Origin of the sequence: Streptomyces luomodiensis (assembly GCF_031679605.1) — a bacterium.
Classification (GTDB): Bacteria; Actinomycetota; Actinomycetes; order Streptomycetales; family Streptomycetaceae; genus Streptomyces; species Streptomyces luomodiensis.
Genome location: NZ_CP117522.1, coordinates 6,088,916 through 6,109,733, shown reverse-complemented (window position 1 = coordinate 6,109,733; position 20,818 = coordinate 6,088,916). Strand labels below are relative to the sequence as shown.

The 20,818-nt window shown below is 70.9% G+C and carries 20 protein-coding genes; 11 read left to right on the top strand and 9 right to left on the bottom strand.

Going from position 1 to position 20,818, the window contains the following annotated elements; all coding sequences use genetic code 11:
- Nucleotides 1–50: 50 nt before the first annotated feature.
- The 4 genes from PS467_RS25650 to PS467_RS25635 all read left to right on the top strand — a co-directional run bounded on the left by PS467_RS25650 (nt 51) and on the right by PS467_RS25635 (nt 3,099).
- Nucleotides 51–1,028: a ribose-phosphate diphosphokinase gene (locus PS467_RS25650; protein ID WP_268974038.1), complete on the top strand. Its 978-nt coding sequence runs from the start codon at nt 51–53 to the stop codon at nt 1,026–1,028.
- Between the two features lie 207 nt (nt 1,029–1,235).
- Entirely contained in the window at nt 1,236–1,832 is a 597-nt protein-coding gene (locus tag PS467_RS25645; RefSeq protein WP_311037214.1) for a 50S ribosomal protein L25/general stress protein Ctc, read from the top strand.
- Nucleotides 1,833–1,920: 88 nt separating this feature from the next.
- Complete coding sequence (gene pth / locus PS467_RS25640; RefSeq protein WP_311037213.1) at nt 1,921–2,511, top strand: aminoacyl-tRNA hydrolase; 591 nt, start codon at nt 1,921–1,923, stop codon at nt 2,509–2,511.
- 69 nt (nt 2,512–2,580) lie between these two features.
- Nucleotides 2,581–3,099, top strand: coding sequence for a hypothetical protein (locus PS467_RS25635; protein ID WP_268974035.1), 519 nt, complete (start codon nt 2,581–2,583; stop codon nt 3,097–3,099).
- Between the two features lie 455 nt (nt 3,100–3,554).
- Here PS467_RS25635 and ppc read toward each other — a convergent pair whose 3' ends face one another.
- Complete coding sequence (ppc, locus tag PS467_RS25630; RefSeq protein ID WP_311037212.1) at nt 3,555–6,275, bottom strand: phosphoenolpyruvate carboxylase; 2,721 nt, start codon at nt 6,273–6,275, stop codon at nt 3,555–3,557.
- A gap of 246 nt (nt 6,276–6,521) precedes the next feature.
- On the opposite strand from ppc, the gene PS467_RS25625 reads away from it, so the two are divergent.
- From PS467_RS25625 to PS467_RS25615, 3 genes are all read left to right on the top strand, one after another.
- Nucleotides 6,522–7,502 (top strand): acyl-CoA desaturase, encoded by a 981-nt coding sequence (locus tag PS467_RS25625; protein WP_268974033.1) that lies wholly within the window; start codon nt 6,522–6,524, stop codon nt 7,500–7,502.
- The gene (locus PS467_RS25620) at nt 7,499–8,209 is read left to right on the top strand and encodes a TetR/AcrR family transcriptional regulator (RefSeq protein WP_268974032.1); all 711 of its coding nucleotides are present in this window, start codon (nt 7,499–7,501) and stop codon (nt 8,207–8,209) included. Before PS467_RS25625 ends, PS467_RS25620 begins: the two co-directional genes overlap by 4 nt.
- Nucleotides 8,210–8,305: 96 nt before the next feature.
- Complete coding sequence (locus PS467_RS25615; protein WP_311037211.1) at nt 8,306–8,767, top strand: hypothetical protein; 462 nt, start codon at nt 8,306–8,308, stop codon at nt 8,765–8,767.
- 5 nt (nt 8,768–8,772) lie between these two features.
- On the opposite strand, the gene PS467_RS25610 is transcribed toward PS467_RS25615, so the two are convergent.
- Nucleotides 8,773–9,630 carry an LppU/SCO3897 family protein gene (locus tag PS467_RS25610; protein WP_311037210.1) on the bottom strand — a complete coding sequence of 286 codons (858 nt, stop codon included), beginning with the start codon at nt 9,628–9,630 and terminating at the stop codon, nt 8,773–8,775.
- A 255-nt stretch (nt 9,631–9,885) separates the two neighbouring features.
- Between PS467_RS25610 and PS467_RS25605 the strand changes: the two genes are divergently transcribed.
- Complete coding sequence (locus PS467_RS25605; protein ID WP_311037209.1) at nt 9,886–11,019, top strand: Gfo/Idh/MocA family protein; 1,134 nt, start codon at nt 9,886–9,888, stop codon at nt 11,017–11,019.
- On the opposite strand, the gene PS467_RS25600 is transcribed toward PS467_RS25605, so the two are convergent.
- Together PS467_RS25600 and PS467_RS25595 are read right to left on the bottom strand one after the other, a co-directional pair.
- Nucleotides 11,009–11,653 carry a Uma2 family endonuclease gene (locus PS467_RS25600; protein WP_311037208.1) on the bottom strand — a complete coding sequence of 215 codons (645 nt, stop codon included), beginning with the start codon at nt 11,651–11,653 and terminating at the stop codon, nt 11,009–11,011. The two genes, PS467_RS25605 and PS467_RS25600, sit on opposite strands and share 11 nt — an antisense overlap.
- A 161-nt stretch (nt 11,654–11,814) precedes the next feature.
- Nucleotides 11,815–12,639, bottom strand: coding sequence for a trans-aconitate 2-methyltransferase (locus PS467_RS25595; protein WP_311037207.1), 825 nt, complete (start codon nt 12,637–12,639; stop codon nt 11,815–11,817).
- Between the two features lie 130 nt (nt 12,640–12,769).
- On the opposite strand from PS467_RS25595, the gene PS467_RS25590 reads away from it, so the two are divergent.
- Nucleotides 12,770–13,267, top strand: coding sequence for a MarR family winged helix-turn-helix transcriptional regulator (locus tag PS467_RS25590; RefSeq protein ID WP_014054422.1), 498 nt, complete (start codon nt 12,770–12,772; stop codon nt 13,265–13,267).
- On the opposite strand, the gene PS467_RS25585 is transcribed toward PS467_RS25590, so the two are convergent.
- The 4 genes from PS467_RS25585 to galT form a co-directional block, all read right to left on the bottom strand.
- Nucleotides 13,226–14,077 carry a helix-turn-helix transcriptional regulator gene (locus PS467_RS25585; RefSeq protein ID WP_311037206.1) on the bottom strand — a complete coding sequence of 284 codons (852 nt, stop codon included), beginning with the start codon at nt 14,075–14,077 and terminating at the stop codon, nt 13,226–13,228. The genes PS467_RS25590 and PS467_RS25585 overlap by 42 nt on opposite strands.
- Before the next feature lie 344 nt (nt 14,078–14,421).
- Nucleotides 14,422–15,672, bottom strand: coding sequence for a galactokinase (gene galK / locus PS467_RS25580; RefSeq protein WP_311037205.1), 1,251 nt, complete (start codon nt 15,670–15,672; stop codon nt 14,422–14,424).
- Complete coding sequence (gene galE, locus PS467_RS25575) at nt 15,669–16,652, bottom strand: UDP-glucose 4-epimerase GalE (protein ID WP_311037204.1); 984 nt, start codon at nt 16,650–16,652, stop codon at nt 15,669–15,671. The genes galK and galE overlap by 4 nt, the downstream gene beginning before the upstream one ends.
- Nucleotides 16,649–17,692: a galactose-1-phosphate uridylyltransferase gene (gene galT, locus PS467_RS25570; protein WP_268974023.1), complete on the bottom strand. Its 1,044-nt coding sequence runs from the start codon at nt 17,690–17,692 to the stop codon at nt 16,649–16,651. Before galT ends, galE begins: the two co-directional genes overlap by 4 nt.
- A gap of 186 nt (nt 17,693–17,878) precedes the next feature.
- Between galT and PS467_RS25565 the strand changes: the two genes are divergently transcribed.
- Entirely contained in the window at nt 17,879–19,549 is a 1,671-nt protein-coding gene (locus PS467_RS25565) for a sodium:solute symporter family protein (RefSeq protein ID WP_311039952.1), read from the top strand.
- An 85-nt stretch (nt 19,550–19,634) separates the two neighbouring features.
- Nucleotides 19,635–19,955 carry a hypothetical protein gene (locus PS467_RS25560; RefSeq protein WP_311037203.1) on the top strand — a complete coding sequence of 107 codons (321 nt, stop codon included), beginning with the start codon at nt 19,635–19,637 and terminating at the stop codon, nt 19,953–19,955.
- Between the two features lie 29 nt (nt 19,956–19,984).
- On the opposite strand, the gene PS467_RS25555 is transcribed toward PS467_RS25560, so the two are convergent.
- Nucleotides 19,985–20,773, bottom strand: coding sequence for a response regulator transcription factor (locus PS467_RS25555; RefSeq protein ID WP_311037202.1), 789 nt, complete (start codon nt 20,771–20,773; stop codon nt 19,985–19,987).
- Nucleotides 20,774–20,818: the final 45 nt, after the last annotated feature.

The window sequence follows — 20,818 nt, the reverse complement described above, 5'->3', positions numbered from 1 at the left end:
CGGGGCGTACGGTGAGAAGTGCACCAAAGTGACATCCAAGGAGACTTGTTGTGACCGGGATCAAGACGACCGGCGAGAAGAAGTTGATGCTCTTCTCCGGCCGCGCCCACCCCGAGCTGGCCGAGGAGGTCGCCCATGAGCTGGGCGTCAGCTTGGTCCCGACCAAGGCATTCGACTTCGCGAACGGTGAGATCTACGTCCGTTTCCAGGAGTCCGCGCGCGGTGCCGACTGCTTTTTGATCCAGAGCCACACGGCTCCGATCAATAAGTGGATCATGGAGCAGCTGATCATGATCGATGCGCTGAAGCGGGCTTCCGCGCGTTCGATCACGGTGATCGTGCCGTTCTACGGCTATGCCCGGCAGGACAAGAAGCACCGTGGCCGTGAGCCCATCTCGGCCCGGCTGATCGCCGATATGCTCAAGACGGCGGGTGCCGACCGGATTCTCACGGTTGATCTGCACACCGACCAGATTCAGGGCTTTTTCGACGGTCCGGTGGATCACCTTTTCGCGCTGCCGGTGCTGGCGGACTATGTGGGTGCCAAGGTCGACAGGTCGAAGCTCACCGTGGTGTCGCCGGATGCCGGCCGGGTGCGGGTCGCGGACCGCTGGTGTGACCGGCTGGGTGCGCCGCTGGCGATCGTGCACAAGCGGCGGGACCCGGATGTGGCCAATCAGGTCACGGTCCATGAGGTGGTCGGTGATGTGCGGGGCCGGGTGTGTGTGCTGGTCGACGACATGATCGACACGGGTGGCACGATCTGTGCGGCGGCGGACGCGCTGTTCGCGAACGGTGCCGAGGACGTGATCGTGACGGCCACCCATGGTGTGCTGTCGGGTCCTGCGGCGGACCGGCTGAAGAATTCCAAGGTCAGTGAGTTCGTGTTCACCAACACTCTGCCGACTCCGAGTGAGGTGGAGTTGGACAAGGTGACGGTGCTGTCGATGGCCCCGACGATCGCGCGTGCGGTGCAGGAGGTCTTCGAGGACGGCTCGGTGACCAGCCTGTTCGAGGAGCACGCGTGAGCGGCTTAACGTCTTTCACGTCCTGCGGACTGTTCTGAGGCCACTCCCGTGAGGGGGTGGCCTCAGCCGTTGGTAGAATTGTGGGGTTGCTCGGCGAGGGAGGCCGCTTTGATCCGCGGCTGTCCGTTATCGACGCGCTCTTCGTAGCAGGTCTGTCGTGGGCCGGGTGACGCCCACACACCGTGAACGATCTACGAGGAGTGCCCCGTGGCCGAGGTCAAGATTCCCGCTCAGCCCCGTACCGAGTTCGGCAAGGGTGCGGCCCGTCGTGCCCGTGCGGCCGACCGTGTTCCCGGCGTGGTCTACGGCCACGGCGTGGAGCCGCTGCACGTCACGCTTCCGGCGCATGACCTGCTGATGGCGCTGAAGACCCCGAACGTGCTGATCCGTCTGGATGTCGAGGGCGGCAAGGACGAGCTGGTCATCCCGAAGGCGGTGCAGCGTCACCCGATCAAGATCGGTGTGCTGGAGCACATCGACCTGCTGCTGGTGAAGAAGGGCGAGAAGGTCACCGTCGAGGTGCCGGTCCTCACCGAGGGCGACCTGGCGCCGGGCGGCAACCTGCTCGAGCACCTGCTGAACGCCCTGCCGGTCGAGACCGAGGCGACCCACATCCCGGAGTCGGTCACCGTCTCCATCGCGGGCCTGGACGCGGGTGCCACCATCCACGCCAAGGACATCACCCTCCCGGCCGGTACCTCGCTGGCCGTCGAGGAGGACGTGGCCGTGCTGCAGGTGGTCGCCGCCCAGGCCGAGGCCCCGGCCGAGGGCGCCGAGGGTGAGGCCGAGGGCGCCGAGGCGTAATCTGCGGCTGCTCCCTTTCCGCTTCTCCGGCCGCCGTCCCGCCCCTTGGGGTGCGGGGCGGCGGCCGTCCTCAAGGAGAGACTTCCAGATGACGGACGACACGGGCCCCTGGCTTGTGGTGGGCCTCGGCAACCCCGGAGGCGAGTACGCGGGCAACCGCCATAACGTCGGCTTCATGGTGGCCGATCTGCTGGCCGAGCGCATGGGTGCTCGTTTCAAGGCGCACAAGGCGCGGGCCCAGGTCGTCGAGGGCCGGGTGGGTCCGCCGGGGTTGGCGAGCCGCCGGGTGGTCGTGGCCAAGCCGATGTCGTTCATGAACCTGTCGGGTGGTCCGGTCACCGCGCTGCGGGACTTCTACAAGGTGCCGGTGGGTCATGTGGTGGCCGTCCATGACGAATTGGACATCGATTACGGCGCGCTGCGGTTGAAGGTCGGCGGGGGTGACAATGGCCACAACGGGCTGAAGTCGATCACCAAATCGCTGGGGGCGGATTACTGCCGGGTGCGTTTCGGTATCGGTCGGCCGCCGGGCCGGATGGATGTCGCGGCGTTCGTGTTGAAGGACTTCTCCGCTGCGGAGCGCAAGGAGTTGGACTATTTCGTGGACCGTGCGGCGGACGCGGTGGAGACGCTCATCGTGGAGGGGCTGGAGCGCGCGCAGGGGACCTACAACTCCTGAAAAACGTCGTTCGCCCGTTTATTCGCCGAACGGTTGACCGGGAGCCGGGGGATGGCAAGGATCGCCGCCATGGCTTTTACCGGTGTGACCAAGCGCAGCCGTGTGCGGCGGGCGGGCGAGAGCGCGTACGGGCTTCTGTTGCTGGCGAAGAACGCGGCGATGACGCTGGTCGCGCTGCTGGTCCTGGTCGCCGGGGTGTGGTCTTCCTGGGGCGACGCGAAGCCGACGATGCTCACCAAGGGGCTGGAGCGCGGCACGGTCACGGTCTCCGACTGCGGCGAGGACTGGTGCACCGGTTCCTTCACCCCGGCCCGCGCGGGCGGTGAGGCCCATGGCCGGGTGCGGATCGACGAGGCGGTGACGGACGGGACGGGTGACCGGGTGCCGGTGGCCCTCAAGCCGGGTACGGATCACGCCGTCCGCACCGGCGCCGCCGGCGTTCTCCACGCCTGGGTCCCCTTCGGCGGCTCGCTCCTGCTGGCCTCCCTGATCGTCGCGGGCGGCCTCGGCCTGCGCCGCACGGGCTGGACGATGGGCCTGCTGGGCGCGGCGCTGTTGGGCGCGTCCTTCGCCACGTTGACGCTGTAGCGGTGGCCCGCCGCCCCCGCGGCCCGGGTCCACCTCTCCTCCAGCGCCGTCCCGCCGTCGTGGGGGACCGGTCGCGTGGCGCGGGCGGTTCGGCACCACCGGACGCGGCCGTGGGGTGCGCGCCGTCGCGGCGGGGACAGGCGGGGCATGCGCACGGATCGGCGTGCCCGCGTGAGCGCGCCGCGCGCTCCCGGCTTCCGGGAGGGCCAGTTCGGCGCGCGCCGAGATCCAGCGGTGGCCGCGCCCCGCGGGACGAGTGGACCCGGCGTACCGCCCCGAGTACGGCTCGCCCGAAGCGAGCTGCCCCGTCTCGGAACGGACGGGCCCGGGCACGGGCAGCGGCGGAGCCTGCTGCCCATCGGGGGTGCGGGGGCGCGGCCACCGCAGGACGAACCGAGCACCCACACGCAGGGGCCCCGCTCCCACAAGGAGCGGGGCCCTGTGTCGCGCCGGGGTCAGCCCGTGTTGCGCAGGCCCGCGGCGACGCCGTTGACCGTGAGGAGGAGTGCGCGGGCGAGCAGCGGGTCGGGCTCTTCGCCGCGTTCGCGTGCGGTGCGCTGGCGGTGGAGCAGGGTGACCTGGAGGTAGGAGATCGGGTCGAGGTAGGCGTCCCGGACGTGGAAGGTCTGCTTCAGCACCGGGTTGGAGTCGAGGAGTTCCTGTTCGCCGGTGATGCGCAGGACCTCTCGTACCGTCAGTTCGTGCTCCTGTCGGATGACGTCGAAGACGTGCTTGAGCTCGTCGGGCACCAGTGTGTCGACGTAGTGCCGGGCGATCCGCAGGTCGGTCTTGGCGAGTGTCATCTCGACGTTGGACAGGAAGTTGCGGAAGAAGTGCCAGTGCTGGTGCATTTCGTCGAGGACTTCGTCGAGTCCGGCTTCGCGGGCGGCCTTGAGGCCGGAGCCGACGCCGAACCAGCCGGGGACGATCTGGCGGGACTGGGTCCAGCCGAACACCCAGGGGATGGCCCGCAGTCCGTCGAGGCCGGCGCCGGAGTCGGGGCGGCGGGAGGGCCGGGAGCCGAGGTGGAGTTCGGCGAGCTGGTCCACCGGCGTGGAGGCGAAGAAGTACGCGGGCAGGTCGGGGTCGTCGACGAGGGCGCGGTAGGCGTTGTGGGCGGCGTCGGAGACGGTTTCCATGGCCGCGTCCCAGCGGGCGAGCGCCTCGTCGGACTGGCGGGGCGCGGTGTGCAGGGCGGATGCCTGGAGGGTGGCCGCGACGGTGAGTTCCAGGTTTTCGCGGGCGAGGGAGGGCACGAGGTACTTGTCGGAGATGACCTCGCCCTGTTCGGTGACCTTGATTTCGCCTTCGAGGGTGCCCCAGGGCTGGGCGAGGATGGCGTCGTGGGTGGGGCCGCCGCCGCGGCCGACGGTGCCGCCGCGGCCGTGGAAGAGCCGCAGTCGTACGCCGTGCCGGTGGGCGACGTCGCGCAGCAGCCGCTGGGCGCGGTGGATTTCCCACTGGGAGGTGGTGATGCCGCCGAACTTGGAGGAGTCGGAGTAGCCGAGCATGACCTCCTGGACGTCGCCGCGGAGGGCGACGAGCCTGCGGTAGGAGGGGTCGGCGAGCATCTCGTCGAGGAGCTTGTCGGCGATCTTGAGCTCTTCGGTGGTTTCCAGCAGCGGGACGATGCCGATCTTGGCCCAGCCGGCGTGGAGGTCGATGAGTCCGGCCTCGCGGGCGAGGACGGCGGCGGCGAAGACGTCGTCGGAGCCCTGGCACATGGAGATGATGTAGGACTCGACGATGTCGGGGCCGAAGCGGTCGAAGGATTCGCGGATGGTGTGGAAGACGCCGAGGGTCTTGGTGCCGGCGGCGTCGAGGGGGGCCGGGGTGGGGGCGAGGGGGCGCCGGGAGCGCAGTTCCTTGGCGAGGAGCTTGCGGCGGTAGTCGCGCGGCATGTCGGCGTAGCGCCAGGATTCCTCGCCGAGCCGGTCGAAGAGCTGGCCGAGGGCGTGGTGGTGGGCGTCGGCGTGTTCGCGGACGTCCATGGTGGCGAGCTGGAGGCCGAAGGTGGCGAGGGTGCGGATGGCGCGTTCGAGGCGGCCGTCGGCGATGAGCCGGCCGCGGTGGGCGCGCAGGGAGTCCTGGATGAGGTGGAGGTCGGCGAGGAGTTCGGCGGAGCCGAGGTAGTCGCGGCCGGGCTGGTGGGGGGTGTCGGCGGCGAGCCGTTCGCGGGTGTTGACGAGCTTCTGCCGCATGCAGGTGGCCTTGAGCCGATAGGGCTCCTCGGCGTTGAGCCGCTTGTAGCGGGGGCTGATCTCGGGGAGGAGTTCGAGGTCGCGCTGGAGGGAGGCGAGGAGTTCCTCGGAGGCGTCGGTGTTGCGGATGGAGCTGGAGAGGGCGGCGCGCAGATCGTCGATGATCTCGAGGGCGTCGGTGATGCCGTGCTCGTGCTGGAGGATCAGGACGTCGCGGGTCACCTCGGGGGTGACGTTGGGGTTGCCGTCGCGGTCGCCGCCGATCCAGGTGCCGAAGGTGAGGGGGCGGGTGGTGGCGGGCAGTTCGACGCCGACGCGTTCCAGTTCCGCGGCGAGGTCCTCGAGGACGTCGCCGACGGCGCCCGCGTGCAGTTCGTCGAGGTAGTAGATGGCGTTGCGGGCCTCGTCGGCGGGTTCGGGGCGGGCGACGCGCAGCTCGTCGGTCTGCCAGAGCAGGTCGATGTTCTCGGCGAGTCGCAGGTCGGCGCGGCGGGCTTCGCCGCCGACGGCGAGGGTGTCGAGCAGTTCGGCGATGCGGCGGAGCTTGGTGAGGACGGTGCGGCGGGCGGCCTCGGTGGGGTGGGCGGTGAAGACGGGGCGGACGTTGAGGTGGGCGACGGTCTGCCGGAGGTGCTCGGGGTCGGCGTCCTTGAGCTGGTCGGCGGTGCGGGCGAGGATGCCGCCCTCGGCGGCGCGGCGGGCGCGGAGCTCGCGGCCGCGGTGCACCTGTTCGGTGACGTTCGCCAGGTGGAAGTAGGTGGAGAAGGCGCGTACCAGCTTGGCGGCGGTCTGGAGGTCGGTGGTGCCGAGCAGCTCGGCCGCGGCCTCGCCGTCGCTGCGGGTGAGGGCTCGGACACGCTCGACGAGTTCGAGGAGGTCGGGTCCCTCCTGGCGGACGAGGGTCTCGCCGAGCAGATCACCCAGACGGCGGATGTCGGCACGCAGGGCTGCGTTGGTGTGGTCGGCACTGCTCACAGGTGCGGGCTCCTTGCAGTGAACGGGGTTCGAAGCGCGGCATCAGGGCCCGCGCGGCGGGTGCCGCGGGCCGCTGACCCGGTGCTTTCGGCCATGTGCGGACCGCGCTGTCCGACGTCCTCCAGGATAGGCGGCACGACCCTGGGTAAAACCAGAGCCCTATTGCCCGGCTTCGCGGCCCTGCCATACTTACTTCGCCGTAGGTTACGGAACCGTAGCCATGTCACCGAGCCCACGAGGGATCCCATGACTGCAAGCCCCGACGTGGTCAATGACACGCCGAAGGCCCCAGAGGCCCCGATTCCGTCCGCCACGCTCGGCGGGGACAGCAAGCGCTCGATCGAGCAGATCACGCTTCTGCTGTTCATCACCGTCCCCTTCGTCGCACTGGTGGCGGCGATTCCCCTGGCCTGGGGCTGGGGGGTCAGCTGGCTGGATCTGGCGCTGCTGGTGGCGATGTACTTCATCGGCTGCCACGGCATCACGATCGGTTTCCACCGCTATTTCACCCATGGCTCGTTCAAGGCGAAGCGGCCGCTGCGGATCGCGCTGGCGATCGCGGGGTCGCTGGCGGTGGAGGGGCCGCTGGTCCGCTGGGTGGCCGATCACCGCAAGCATCACAAGTTCTCCGACGCGGAGGGCGACCCGCATTCCCCGTGGCGGTACGGCGAGACCGTGCCGGCCCTGCTCAAGGGGTTGTGGTGGGCCCACATCGCATGGATGTTCGACGAGGAGCAGACGCCGCAGCACAAGTACGCACCGGATCTGATCAAGGACGGCGCCATCCGGGCGATCTCCCGGCAGTTCGTGCTGTGGACGGTGGCCTCGCTGCTGCTGCCCGCGCTGATCGGCGGGCTGGTGACCTGGTCCTGGCAGGGCGCGGTCACCGCCTTCTTCTGGGGGTCCCTCGTCCGGGTGGCCTTGCTGCACCATGTGACCTGGTCGATCAACTCGATCTGCCATGCGGTGGGCAAGCGCCCGTTCAAGTCGCGTGACCGCTCGGGCAATGTGTGGTGGCTGGCGGTGCTCTCGTGCGGCGAGTCCTGGCACAACCTGCACCACGCGGACCCGACCTGTGCCCGGCACGGGGTGATGAAGGGGCAGCTGGACTCCAGCGCCCGGCTCATCCGCTGGTTCGAGAAGGCGGGCTGGGCGTATGACGTCCGGTGGCCGAGCCAGGCCCGTATCGAAGCCCGCCGTCAAGAGGAATCCGCCGGAGCGGCATGATAGGCGACGTGGCGACCGACAGTAGTACCAGCGGTGACAAGGATCGGCCCGGCCGGGCCGGCCGGCCCTCCGGAACCGGGACCCGGCGGCCCCGCCGGGTCCGGATGACCGGCAAGGAGCGCCGGGAGCAGCTGCTGGACATCGGTCGCACGCTCTTCGCCGAGCGTGGCTTCGAGGGCACGTCGGTGGAGGAGATCGCGGCGAAGGCCGGGGTCTCCAAGCCGGTGGTGTACGAGCACTTCGGCGGCAAGGAAGGGCTGTACGCGGTCGTGGTGGACCGTGAGATGCGGCGGATGCTGGACATGGTGACCACGTCCCTGACCGCGGGCCATCCGCGGGAGCTGTGCGAGCAGGCCACCTTCGCCCTTCTGGACTACATCGAGGAGTACACGGACGGGTTCCGCATCCTGGTCCGTGACTCCCCCGTCGCCCAGTCGACGGGCACCTTCGCCTCGCTGATCAGCGATATCGCCACCCAGGTGGAGGACATCCTGGGCCTGGAGTTCAAGGCCCGCGGCTTCGACGCCAAGCTGGCCCCGCTGTACGCCCAGGCCCTGGTGGGCATGGTGGCGCTGACGGGCCAGTGGTGGCTGGACGTCCGCAAGCCGAAGAAGGCCGAGGTGGCGGCGCATCTGGTGAATCTGGCCTGGCACGGTCTGGACGGGCTGGAGCAGAAGCCGCGGCTGATAGGCCACCGCAAGTCCTGACCTCCCGTGCCCGGCCCCGCGTCCCGGGGCTGGCCCCCGCGTCCTCCTTGCGGGGATGATGGGGGTTCACGGGGAGGGCGAGGGGGACAGCGGGACATGAGCACGGGGGGACGGTCCGAGGCGCGCCGGAAGGCGGTGGCCGTGGGGCCGGGCGTCTGCCATGCGCTCGGCCTGATGATGCTGGTCATCTCGGAGTGGGTGCGTGCCGACCTGAAGGACGCGACGTCGCTGGCATCGCGCGGCTATCTCAAGGACATGATCGAGTTCACCGGCTCGCTGGCCGACACGGACTGGTACAAGCCCGTCGTGGACCTGTACGACAAGGTCTCCTTCGGTGAGCCGCGGGCCGCCCTGTGGGCGGCGGTGTTCATCGCACTCGTCGTGCGGCTCAACCGCTACGGTCCGGAGGAGGCCCAGTGGGCGCTGTCCTGGGTGGCCGCCGCGTACTGCGCACTGGCCACGCTGGCCCTGCTGCCGTATCTGGCCGCCCCGGGGGCCGGGGGCGCTCTGCTGCTGCTGGCGCTGAGCGGGGGCCTGGTGCACATGGCGACCCGCTGACCACCTCAGCCCTGGTACACCATGGTGCACAGCAGGGTCCGGCCGTCGTTCACCACCCATGACCAGTAGTACGTACGGTCGCCCTGGACCCGGGCGCAGTTCGCCGCGGAGGCGTTCGCCGGGGCCTTGTAGACGCCGGTGATGTGCAGGATGCGGTTGTACCGGGCCGGGACCCGCTTCGCCTCGCAGTCCACCACGGTCATCAACCCGGCGTTCATCCGCGCCTGCTGTCCGCTGCCCGTCTGCTCGGCCAGCAGGCAGTACCCCACCTTGAACTGGCGGGTCAGGCACAGGGCGGTGGTCCGCCCGCCCGAGGTGTACGCCATGTAGTTCTGCCCCGGCCCCTGCGGACAGGCCCCGCCGCTGCTCCGCACCGCGCTCACCCACATGAACGCCTTTCCGGCACCGCAGTCGACCGGGGCGGGCATCTGGGTGTTGTAGTCGCCGTACCCGGTGTCGTACACGGCCAGGCAGTCCCCGGGGCTCACCGCCTGGTACGCCTCGGCGGTGGGATCCGGCGCCACGGTGGGCGAGGCGGGCGCCTGGGTCTCGGCCGACCCTCCGCCGCCCCCACTGCCCCCGGAGCTGCCGGAGCCGCCGGAGCCGTACCCGGGCAGCGAGGCGCTGGGCAGCCCGGTGGGGGCCCGGCCGGGAAGCCCGCCGGGGCTGGGCGGGCTCGAAGCTCCGCCGGACGGGACGAAGCTGCCCGCGAAGGAGGTCTTGTCGTCCCCCTCGACCACCTGCGGCAGCACGAGCACGGCGAACGCGAGGGCGGCGGCCACCAGTATCCAGATGCCGCGCTGCCTCTGCTCCGCGGTGCCCCCACCCGTGCCCGGAGCCGCCCCGCCCGACGCGCTGCTCATCGCTCTCCCCCGAGAAACGTGGCCACCGTTGTGTTGTTCGGTGTTGTGTTGTTCGACGCGTCCACGGTCTCACGGCCTATCGCTCCAGGGGAGCTCCGCGACAAAGCGTGCCCGGCATGTGACCTTGACCGGCCACGTCCTGCGCACCCGCCATCAGCTCGCCGAGGGATGGAATGTTCGACGAAAGGCGAACAGTCGGCTAACTTGGGGGCCCTGGCTGCACGTTCCCGTGCGTTCCCATGAAGGAGCTCCGTCATGCCCTCATCGGCTTCCGATCCCCGTACCCCCGTCCGCGTCGGCATCGTCGGCCTGAGCGCGGGCGGCGGCTGGGCCGCCCGTGCCCATGTGCCCGCGCTGGCCGGACTGGACGGCTATGAGCTGCGGGCGCTCAGCGCCAGCAGCGCGGAGTCGGCCCGCGCGGCCGGGGAGAAGTACGGTGTTCCGCTGACCTTCGGCAGCGCCGGGGAGCTCGCCCGGTCCGAGGAGGTCGACCTGGTGGTGGTGACGGTGAAGGTGCCGCACCACCGTGAGCTGATCCTGCCCGCCCTGGAGGCGGGGAAGCCGGTCTTCAGCGAATGGCCGCTGGGCACCGACCTGGCCCAGGCCGAGGAGCTGGCGGCGCTCGCCGAGGCCAAGGGGGTCCGCACTGCGGTGGGTCTCCAGGCCCGTTCCGCCCCGCCGCTGCGCTATCTGCGCGACCTGGTCGCCGACGGCTATGTGGGCCGGGTGCTGTCCACCACGATGGTGAGCTCGGGCCGGAACTGGGGCGCGACGTTCCGCGAGGGCGGCGACTATCTGCTGGACCGGGCCAAGGGCGCGACGCTGCTGACCATCCCGTTCGGCCATACCGCGGACGCACTGGCCATGGTGCTGGGCGAGTTCACCGACGTCTCCGCGACCACGGCGACCCTTCGGCCCCAGGTGACCCACGAGACGACCGGCCGGGTCGCGACCATGACGGCCGAGGACCAGATCGCGGTCACCGGGACCCTGGAGTCGGGCGCGATCGCCGCCCTGCACTTCCGGGGCGGCCACTCCCGGGCCACCGACTTCCACTGGGAGATCAACGGCACCGAGGGCGATCTGGTGGTCAAGGGCGACTCCCCCGCCGTGTGGATGGACCGGATCACCCTCCACGGCGGCCGTGGATCCGGCACCGGGCTGGCCGAACTGCCCGTCCCCGCTTCGTACGAGCGGCTCCCGAAGTTCGCCGGACGCTCGACCGAGACCGCGTACAACGTCGCCTACGCCTACGCCCAGCTGCTGGAGGACCTCACCACGGGCACCCGGCTCACCCCGGACTTCGCCCACGCGGCCCGCCGCCACCGCCTCCTGGACCGCATCCAGGAGTCGGCCCGCACCGGGGCGCGCCTGACCGTCACTGCCTGACGATCGCGTCCCCGATGACGAACCCCTTCGCCGGGCCGTCGGGGATGACGGCGTCGGTGCCGTAGGGCACACGGTGCTCGTCGGTGTAGACGGCCTTGCCGGGGTCGGGTGCCGTGAGGATGACGACCGTGCCGTCGCCGTCGAAGTCGTCGATCAGGACGTAGAGCGGGATGCCCGCGCGGGCGTAGGCCCGGCGCTTGCGCTCCCTGTCGCGGGAGCGGGCCTCGTGACCGGGCGAGACCACCTCGAAGACGGCCTGGACCCCGGTCGCGTCCACTCCGAGGTCTTCTTCGTCAGGGATCTCGTCCAGGTCCTCGGGGGCGATGAAGAGGTCGGGGATCCACACCTTGCGGCGATAGATGAGATTGCCGTCCTGGTACGCGGCATGGTCGCCGTCCTCGAGATGGGCTTCGACGGCCCGGCGGAGGCGGTTGATGACCACGGTATGACGGCGACGGCCGGTGGGCGACACCTCGATGAACTCCTCGATGATCTCGGCCCGGTAGCCCTCGGGGAGTTCCATGGCCTTCCACGCCTGCCACAGCACCTCGTCCAGGGCCACGGCCTCATGTCCGGCGGCCGAGGACATGCCTTCATCCACGGCGGGGCACGGCTCGTGCGCGAGAGCGGTCATCGTGAAGCACCTCCTCCATCAGTCTGGGCGCCGGCGCCACTGCGGCACAAGCGACACCGTGACGCTATGCGTCCACGCAGGCCCAGCACGGCAAACCCCGAACCGATCATCCGATGGAGTGAATCAGCCGCTCGGCGCCAAGGGGCACCCGGAAGACGTGATCAGCCCTGCGGCGTGCGGGCCACGACGAAGACGCGGCGGAAGGGGAAGGCCGTGCCGTGGGGGCCGGAGGGGTAGGCGTCGCGGAGGAGGGCGGCGTAGGCGGTCAGGAAGCGGTCGCGGGCGGGCGGGTCGTCGGCGAGGGCGGTCAGGACCGGGCGCAGGGCGGTGCCCTTGGTCCAGTCGAGGACGGGGTCGGGGCCGGTCAGGACCTGCACATAGGTGGTTTCCCAGGCGTCGACCTCGCAGCCGAGGGCGGCCAGGCGCTCCAGGTAGTCGGTCGGGTCCAGGGAGGCGGCGGGGTCGCGGAGGCGGTCGGCGAGGCGGTCGCGCCACTCGGGCGAGCCGCACAGGTCGCGCAGCAGGGTGTGGCTGGGGGCGGTGAAGTTGCCGGGGAGCTGGAAGGCGAGGGTGCCGCCGGGGCGCAGTCCGGCCAGCCAGGTGCCGAAGGAGTCGGCATGGCCGGGGACCCACTGGAGGGCGGCGTTGGAGACGATCAGGTCGTAGGGCTCGTCCGGTGCCCAGTTCCGTACGTCGGCGGAGCGGAAGTCGAGGCGGCCGCCGCCGGTGGTGGGGCCCGCGAGGGGCTGGGCCTCGGCGAGCATCTCGGCGGAGTTGTCCAGGCCGGTGACGTGGGCGTCGGGCCAGCGGTCGAAGAGCAGGACGGTGACGTTGCCGGGGCCGCAGCCCAGGTCGGCGATGCGGGGCGGGCGGTCGGGCCCGGTGGGCAGGTCGGGGACGCGGGCGAGGAGGTCGCGGAAGGGGCGGGTGCGGTGGCCGGCGTGGCGCAGATACTGCCGAGGGTCCCAGTTGGGTGCGGTGGTCATGGTCGATCCCCCTGTGGGTACGGTCGGTACGGGCACCGTGTTCGCTGTGCGTCCCGGCGCCTTACCGTGCTCCACACTATCTCTTGATGTCAAGAGACTTCATGTCGACAGACCCACTACACTGATCGCCATGGAGGACGAGGTCGATCGGCTGGTCGCGGCGTGGCGGCGGGAACGCCCCGACCTCGATGTGGAACCCCTGGAAGTGCTCAGCCGGGTCAGCCGGCTCGCCCGCCATCTGGACCGGGCCCGGCGGATCGCGTTCGCCGAGCACAATCTGGAGCCCTGGGAGTTCGACGTCCTGACCTCGCTGCGCCGGGCCGGACCCCCGTATCAGCTCTCCCCCGGACAGCTGCTGACCCAGACTCTGGTCACCTCGGGCACCATGACCAACCGCATCGACCGGCTCGCCAAGAAGGGGCTGGTCGAGCGGGGGCCGGACCCCAGTGACCGGCGCGGGGTGCTGGTCCGGCTGACCGCCGAGGGGCGCGACCGCGCCGATCAGGCACTGGCCGGGCTGCTGGACCATGAGCACGCCATCCTGGCCGAGCTGTCCCAGGCCCAGCGGGCCGAACTGGCGGCGCTGCTACGCCAGCTGACCGCCCCGTTCGACAATCTCCCCGGCTAGGTCGACCGGGCCCACCCCGGCGCGCCGGGCCAGCGCCACGGCCGCCAGTGTGGAGTGCACGCCCAGCTTGCCCAGCACGTTCTGCATATGAGTGCGCACGGTGTGCGGGGAGAGGAAGAGCCGCTCGGCGACGGCCTTGCGGCCGAGCCCGGCCACCATGCAGCGCAGCACTTCCCGCTCACGCGGCGTCAGCGACTCGACCAGGCGCTCGCTTTCGGTGCGGTGCTTACGGGCGGCCGTCAACTCCCGCAGAACGCCGGTGAGCAGAGCGGGCGGCAGATGTGTCTCCTCCCGGAGCACCCCCCGGATGACCGCGAGCAGCCGGACCAGCGAACAGTCCTTGGCGACCCAGCCGGACGCCCCGGCCTGTAACGCCGCCGCCGCGCGGCGCGCGTCGTCGCGCTCGGCCAGCACCACGGTGCGCACGCCCGGCTGGGCCGAGCGGACCGCGCCGACCAGTGAGATGCCGTCCGCCGCCCGGCCGTTCAGCGCGCGGGCGGGGGCGCCGTGCACCCCGCCGTGGACCCCACTGTGAAGGGCGGTCGGCGTGCCGTTCGCCCCGCCGTAGGCCACCTCGGCCGACGCCGGGAACGGTGGGCCCGCTCCGTCGGCGGTCATGCCCAGATCGGCGTCGACCAGCAGAACGTCGAAGCGGCGCCCCTCCGCCGCTCCGCGCTCCAGACAGCGCAGCGCCGCCGGGCCGCTTCCGGCCGCCGCCACGTCCACGTCCTGTTCCGCCGCGAGGGCGGCGGCCAGTGACTCGGCGAAAATACGATGGTCGTCGACCACAAGAACCCGAATACGTGCCACGGACAACCCCCCACGTCGCCGGATGAGTACCCCGGATACACCGAGAAACAGTGCGGTACGGCGCCCGGCGAGGGGTCACCGCAACCCGCACGGCCGCCGCCGTGCTGTGATTGCTACCCCACCCCGGGCGTCGTACCTGACTGTCTCGCCCCCTGAAAAGCGTCGGCCCCCACCGACGCTCTACTCAGAGTAAGGCCGTGGTCCGATATCTGAAGCGGTTTGGCGAAACTGACCGCTCTCGGTTGTTCACTGTGGGTTTCCTGTTTGCTCTTGGGGGTTAAGCGATCCAAGCGCGACAAAAATTAACCGAGAAGCGATCAAGGGGACGGGGGGGGACGGCTCGGTCAGAGCCGCCGCGCCCCCGCACTGGGCACCGCCGGGAAGATCCGCGGGGCCCGGTGGCCGGCCGCGCCGAACGCCTCGGTCACCGACTTGCTCACCGCCTCCGCGTCCGCCTCCTCCACCAGCACGATGGCCGAGCCGCCGAAACCGCCGCCGGTCATCCGCGCCCCGAGCGCACCCGCCGCGTTCGCCGTCTCCACGACCAGGTCCAGCTCGGCGCAGGAGATCTCGAAGTCGTCCCGGCAGGAGGCGTGCCCGGCGGTCAGCACCGGCCCGATCGACCGGGTGTCCCCCGCGTCGAGCCGCTCGATGACCTCCTCCACCCTGCGGTCCTCGGTCACCACATGGCGCACCCGGCGCCGGGTGGCCGCGTCGCAGCCCAGCCGCTCCAGCTCGGCGAGGGTGGCGTCCAGCTCCTCGAAGGGCACATCGCGCAGCGCCCGCACCCCGAGCGCCCGCGCGGCCGTCTCGCAGGCGGCCCGCCGGTTGGCGTAGGCGCCGTCGCCCAGCTCATGCTTGACCTGGGTGTCCACCACCAGCAGCCGCAGCCCCTCGGCCGCCAGGTCGAACGGCACCTGGCGCTGGGTGAGGTCGCGGGCGTCGAGGAAGAGGGCGTGCCCCTCGGTGCAGCACGCCGACGCCGTCTGGTCCATGATCCCGCAGGGCACGCCCACGAAGGCGTTCTCCGCGCGCTGGCACAGCTGGGCGATGCGCTGCGGGGCGATCCCCAGTCCGTACAGCTCGTTCAGCGCGGTGGCCGTGACGACCTCCAGCGCGGCGGACGAGGACAGCCCGGCGCCGGTGGGCACGGTGGACTCGAAGTGCAGATCGGCACCGGCCGTGCGGTCGCCGCCGGAGCCGGGCAGCAGCCCGGCCTCGGCGAGCGCCCATACGACGCCCGCCGGGTAGGCCGCCCAGCCGCCGCGGTCACCGCCCGCCTCGAACGGGGCGAGGTCGGCGACGCGCAGCTCGACCACGCCGCCCGGGGCGTCGCCCGAGTGCACCCGCAGCACCCCGTCGGAGCGCGGGGAGACCGCGGCCAGGCAGGTGTGCGGCAGCGCCAGCGGCATGACGAAGCCGTCGTTGTAGTCGGTGTGCTCGCCGATCAGGTTGACCCGGCCCGGCGCCGCCCACACCCCCGCGGGCGCGTGGCCGAACACCTCGCGGAATGCCTCCGCCGTACGCTCCGGCCCGTGCTCGTGTGTGTCGTGCCCCGCGTCGTGCCCTGTGTCGTGCCCTGGTGTGTCGCTCACTGGCTCTCCCTCTGCCGCGCACTGGCGAACTCCCACGCGTCCGCGACGATTCCGGCCAGGTCGGCGCGGGTCGGGCGCCAGCCCAGGCGCTCCTTGGCGCGCTCGGCGGAGGCCACCAGGACCGCCGGGTCGCCGCCGCGGCGCGGGGCGGCGATCTCGGGGATGGGGTGGCCGGTGACCTGGCGCACCGTCTCGATGACCTCGCGGACGGAGAAGCCGTTGCCGTTGCCGAGGTTGCAGATCAGATGCTCGCCGGGGGACGCGGCGCCGAGGGCGAGCAGATGGGCCTCGGCGAGGTCGGCGACGTGGATGTAGTCGCGGACGCAGGTGCCGTCGGGGGTGGGGTAGTCGTCGCCGAAGACGGAGACGGCCTCGCGCCGGCCCTGGGCGACCTGGAGCACCAGGGGGATGAGGTGGGACTCGGGGTCGTGGCGCTCGCCGTAGGCCCCGTAGGCGCCCGCGACGTTGAAGTACCGCAAGGAGACCGCGGCCAGGCCGTGGGCGGCGCATTCGCCGCTGATCATGTGGTCGACGGCCAGTTTGCTGGCCCCGTAGGGGTTGGTGGGTGCGGTGGGGAGGTCCTCGGTGATCGGGACCTGGTCGGGTTCGCCGTAGGTGGCGGCGGTGGAGGAGAAGACGAGGGTGCGCACCCCGGCGTCGCGCATCGCGCCGAGCAGCTCGGTGGTGCCGCCCACATTGTTGACCCAGTACTTCTCGGGGTTGATGACGGACTCGCCGACCTGGGAGAACGCCGCGAAGTGCAGGACCCCGTCATAGGTGGGGTCGAGCCACTTGCCCGCGTCCTGGATGCGGCCCTCGATGAACTCCGCGCCCTCGGGTACCCCGGCGCGGTGCCCGGTGGACAGGTCGTCCAGCACCGTCACCCGGTGACCGGCTTCGAGCAGATGCGCCGCGACCACGCTGCCGACATAGCCGGCACCGCCGGTGACCAGGTATTTCTTCTGCTGCGCAGTGCTCACTTGCTCGCTACCTCTCGCAATCGCTCGGCCGCGGCCTCCGGCGGCACATCGTTGATGAACACATTCATGCCGGATTCGGAACCCGCGAGGAACTTCAGCTTGCCGGAAGTGCGGCGGATGGTGAAAAGCTCGAGGTGAAGCGCGAATTCACCGCGGTCGGCCATGCGGTACGGCGCCTGGTGCCAGGCGGCGATGTACGGCGTGGGCGGCTCGCCCTCCCCGAAGATCCGGTCGAAGCGCTTCAAGAGTTCCAGATAGATCTGTGGGAACTCTGTGCGCGCGGCCTCGTCCAGCGCCGGCAGGTCCGGGACCCGCCGCTTCGGGTAGAGGTGCACCTCGTAGGGCCAGTGGGCGGCGTAGGGGACGAACGCGATCCAGTGCTCGCCGTCGAGCACCACGCGGCGCCCGTCGGCCAGCTCGTCGGCGACCACGTCGTCGAACAGGTTCCGGCCGGTGGCCTCGCGGTGCTCGGTGAGCGAACGGAGCATCAGCCGGGTGCGCGGGGTCACGAAGGGATACCCGTAGATCTGGCCGTGCGGATGGCCGAGGGTGACGCCGATCTCCTTACCGCGGTTCTCGAAGCAGAAGACCTGCTCGACGGCGGGGTGCTGGGCCAGCTCGGCGGTGCGGTCGGTCCAGGCGTCGAGCACCAGGGCGGCCTGTTCGGCGTCGAGGTCGGCGAAGGAGGCGTCGTGGTCGGAGGTGAAGCACACCACCTCGCACCGGCCCGAGTCCCCGGCCAGGGACGGGAAGCGGTTCTCGAAGACCACGACGTCGTAGTCGGAGGCGGGGATCTCGCTGTGCCGCCCCTCCCGGGAGGGGCACAGCGGGCATTCGTCGGCCGGCGGGTGGTAGGTGCGGGCCTGGCGGTGGGAGGCGATCGCCACCTGGTCGCCGAGGAGGCGGTCGTGCCGGACCTCCGAGCGGGTGGCGATGGGGTCGAGCGGCCGCTGGTCGACGGCGTCACGCACCGCGTCGTCGCGCGCGTCGTAGTAGATCAGCTCGCGTCCGTCCGCGAGCCGCGTCGCCGTCTTCTTCACTCCGCCAGCTCCTGCCGTCATCCTGTCACACGCAACCAACACAACTCAACATAATGAACCACAACTCAACAGTGCCGTCAATGCGCGGAGACGACGCGGAGACGATGCTCGGACAAACCGCAAGAATTCGGATACCTTCACCGAACGTTTCCGGTGCATTCCGTTCAGGCGATGAGGCGAGTCACCATGCACTGTCTGGCCGCGGGGCTCCGGCTCCCCACCAACGCACTCGACTACACGATCCTGGTCCTCTACTTCGCCGTCGTCCTCGGCGTGGGATTCGCCGCCAGGGCGAGCGTCAAGACCAGCCTCGACTTCTTTCTCTCCGGCCGCTCACTGCCCGCGTGGGTCACTGGTCTGGCCTTCGTCGCCGCGAACCTGGGCGCCCTGGAGATCCTGGGCATGGCCGCCAACGGCGCGCAGTACGGGGCGTACACCGTGCACTGGTACTGGGTCGGCGCCATCCCGGCCATGGTCTTCCTGGGCCTGGTGATGATGCCCTTCTACTACGGGTCCAAGGTACGCTCCGTGCCCGAGTTCCTGCTGCACCGCTACGGACCGTCCTCGCACCTGCTCAGCTCGGTCATCTTCTCGATCGCCTCCGTGCTGATCGCGGGGGTGAACCTGTACGCGATGGCGATCGTGGTGGAGGCGCTGCTGGGCTGGCCGCAGTGGGTGGCCATCGTGGTCGCGGGGCTCTTCGTGCTCGCGTACATCACCCTGGGCGGCCTCTCCTCGGCGATCTACAACGAGGTGCTCCAGTTCTTCGTGATCCTGGCCGCCCTCGTCCCGCTCACCGTCGTCGGCCTCCGGCGGGTCGGCGGCTTCGGCGGGCTCAAGGACTCACTCGTGGCCTCCCACGGCGAGAACTTCGTCTCCGCCTGGGGCGGCACCGGCATCGGCTCCCAGAACCCGCTGGGGGCCAACTGGCTGACCATCGTGCTGGGCCTCGGCTTCTGCCTGAGCTTCGGCTACTGGACGACCAACTTCGCCGAGGTGCAGCGCGCGCTGTCGGCCCGGAACCTCTCGGCCGCCCAGCGCACCCCGCTGATCGCCGCCTTCCCGAAGATTTTCATCCCGCTGATCGTGGTGGTCCCCGGGCTGATCGCCCTGGTCATCGAGCCGGACATCGGCTCGGTGAAGAGCGGTCTCCAGTACAACGACGCCATTCCGCTGCTGATGAGCAAACTGCTGCCGAACGGGGTGCTGGGACTCGCGGTGACCGGGCTGCTGGCCGCCTTCATGGCGGGCATGGCGGCCAATGTGTCGTCGTTCAACACGGTCTTCACCAACGACATCTGGCGGGCGTACCTCAGGAGGGACCGGTCGGACGAGCACTACCTGCTGACGGGGCGGGTGGTGACGGCGGTGGGCGTGCTGGCGGGCATGGGGACGGCCTTCATCGCCTCCTCGTTCAGCAACATCATGAACTACCTCCAGACGCTCTTCTCGTTCTTCAACGTGCCGCTGTTCTGCGTCTTCATCATCGGGATGTTCTGGAAGCGGGCCACCGCCCCGGCCGGGTTCTGGGGGCTGCTGTGCGGCACGGTGGCCGCGCTGATCAACTACTTCTGGCTCTACCGGGCGGACGTCATCGCCATCCCCAGCGACCAGGGCGCCAACTTCGTCTCGGCCATCGTGGCGTTCGTGACCGGCGGCGTGGTGATGGTCGCTGTCACCCCGTTCACCAGACCCAAGCCGGTGGAGTCGCTGGCCGGTCTGGTCTACGGCACCACCGCGCCCGGCGTGGCCGAGCCGCCGGCCCCGGGCGACGAGGCGTGGTACCGCCGCCCGGCCGTGCTGGGCTGGAGCGCGCTGATCCTCGCGGCCCTGTGCTACATCCCGTTCTCCGTGTGAGCGTTCGCCCGCCCCGTCGCCTGCCCCGTCGCCTGCCCCTTCGCCTGACTTCCGCCTGATCTTCGCCGGACAAGGAGCCCGCGCCATGAGTGAGGAGTACGAGTACCAGCACGAGGTCGAGGAGCTGGCGCAGAAGTCGGCGACCGCGGCCCGGCTGTTCGATGTGCGGCGCATCATCGGCGGGCTGTTCACGATCTACGGGATCATCGTTCTCATCGCCGGGTTCACCGCCTCCGACGCCGATGTGCGGAAGGCGTCGGGCATCAACATCAACCTCTGGACCGGCTGGTGCGTGCTCGCGGTCGGCCTGCTCTTCCTGCTCTGGATGAGGCTCAGGCCCCTGTCCGCCCCGGGGGCAGCGCCCAAGCCGGAGTCCCGGCCCGGGGCCGGGGCCGGCGAGGGCTGACCGGCGCCGCGAGGACTGACCGGGCCGGGCTACGGCGCCGACGGGGGCGAGGGCGGGGGCGGGAACGGGGGCGGGGGCGGCTTCGGCGAGGGCGGCACGGACGGCTGGGGCGGGGGCGACGCGGCGGGCTGGGGCGGGGGCGCTGCCTCCCGGCGGGTCGCCGCGCGGTCCAGCAGCCCGGTGCGCGCCGCCAGGGCCGCCGCCTCCAGCCGCGAGCCCACCCCCAGCTTCATCAGCACCCGCTGCACATGGGTGCGGGCCGTGCTGGGGGCGATCCCCATGCCCGCCGCGATCAGCCGGGTGTCCTCACCCTCGGCGACCCGCACCAGCACCTCCACCTCGCGCGGGGTCAGCATGCGCAGCAGCCGGGCCCCCTCGTCGTCGGGCTGGGCCGCGGGGTTGAGCAGTTCGGCGAACGCCCCCTGGAGCAGCTGGGGCGCCACGGCGGCCTCGCCCGCGCGCGCCTTCGTCATGGCGCGTTCGACGCCCTCGATCCGCTCGTCGTGGCGCACATAGCCGGACGCCCCGGCGGCGAAGGCGGCGGCGATGCCGCGCGGGCTCGGCACCGGGCCGAGCACCACGACCGCGACCTGCGGCCGTTCCTTCTTGATCCGCACGACCGGGTCGAACACCCCCGGTTCCGCGGGTGACGCGGTGCCCAGCAGGCACACCTCCGGTGCCCGGCTCACCACCAGGTCCGCCGCGCCCGCGCTCGGCGCCGCCGCGGCGAGCACCCGATGCCCGCGCAGCTTCAGCGCGGAGGCGAGCGCCTCCGCGAGCAGACGGTGATCGTCGACCACCATGAGTCGCACGCCCATGAGCTCCCCCCATTCGCTCAGGGGGGAAAGCTACACGCTTGTTCG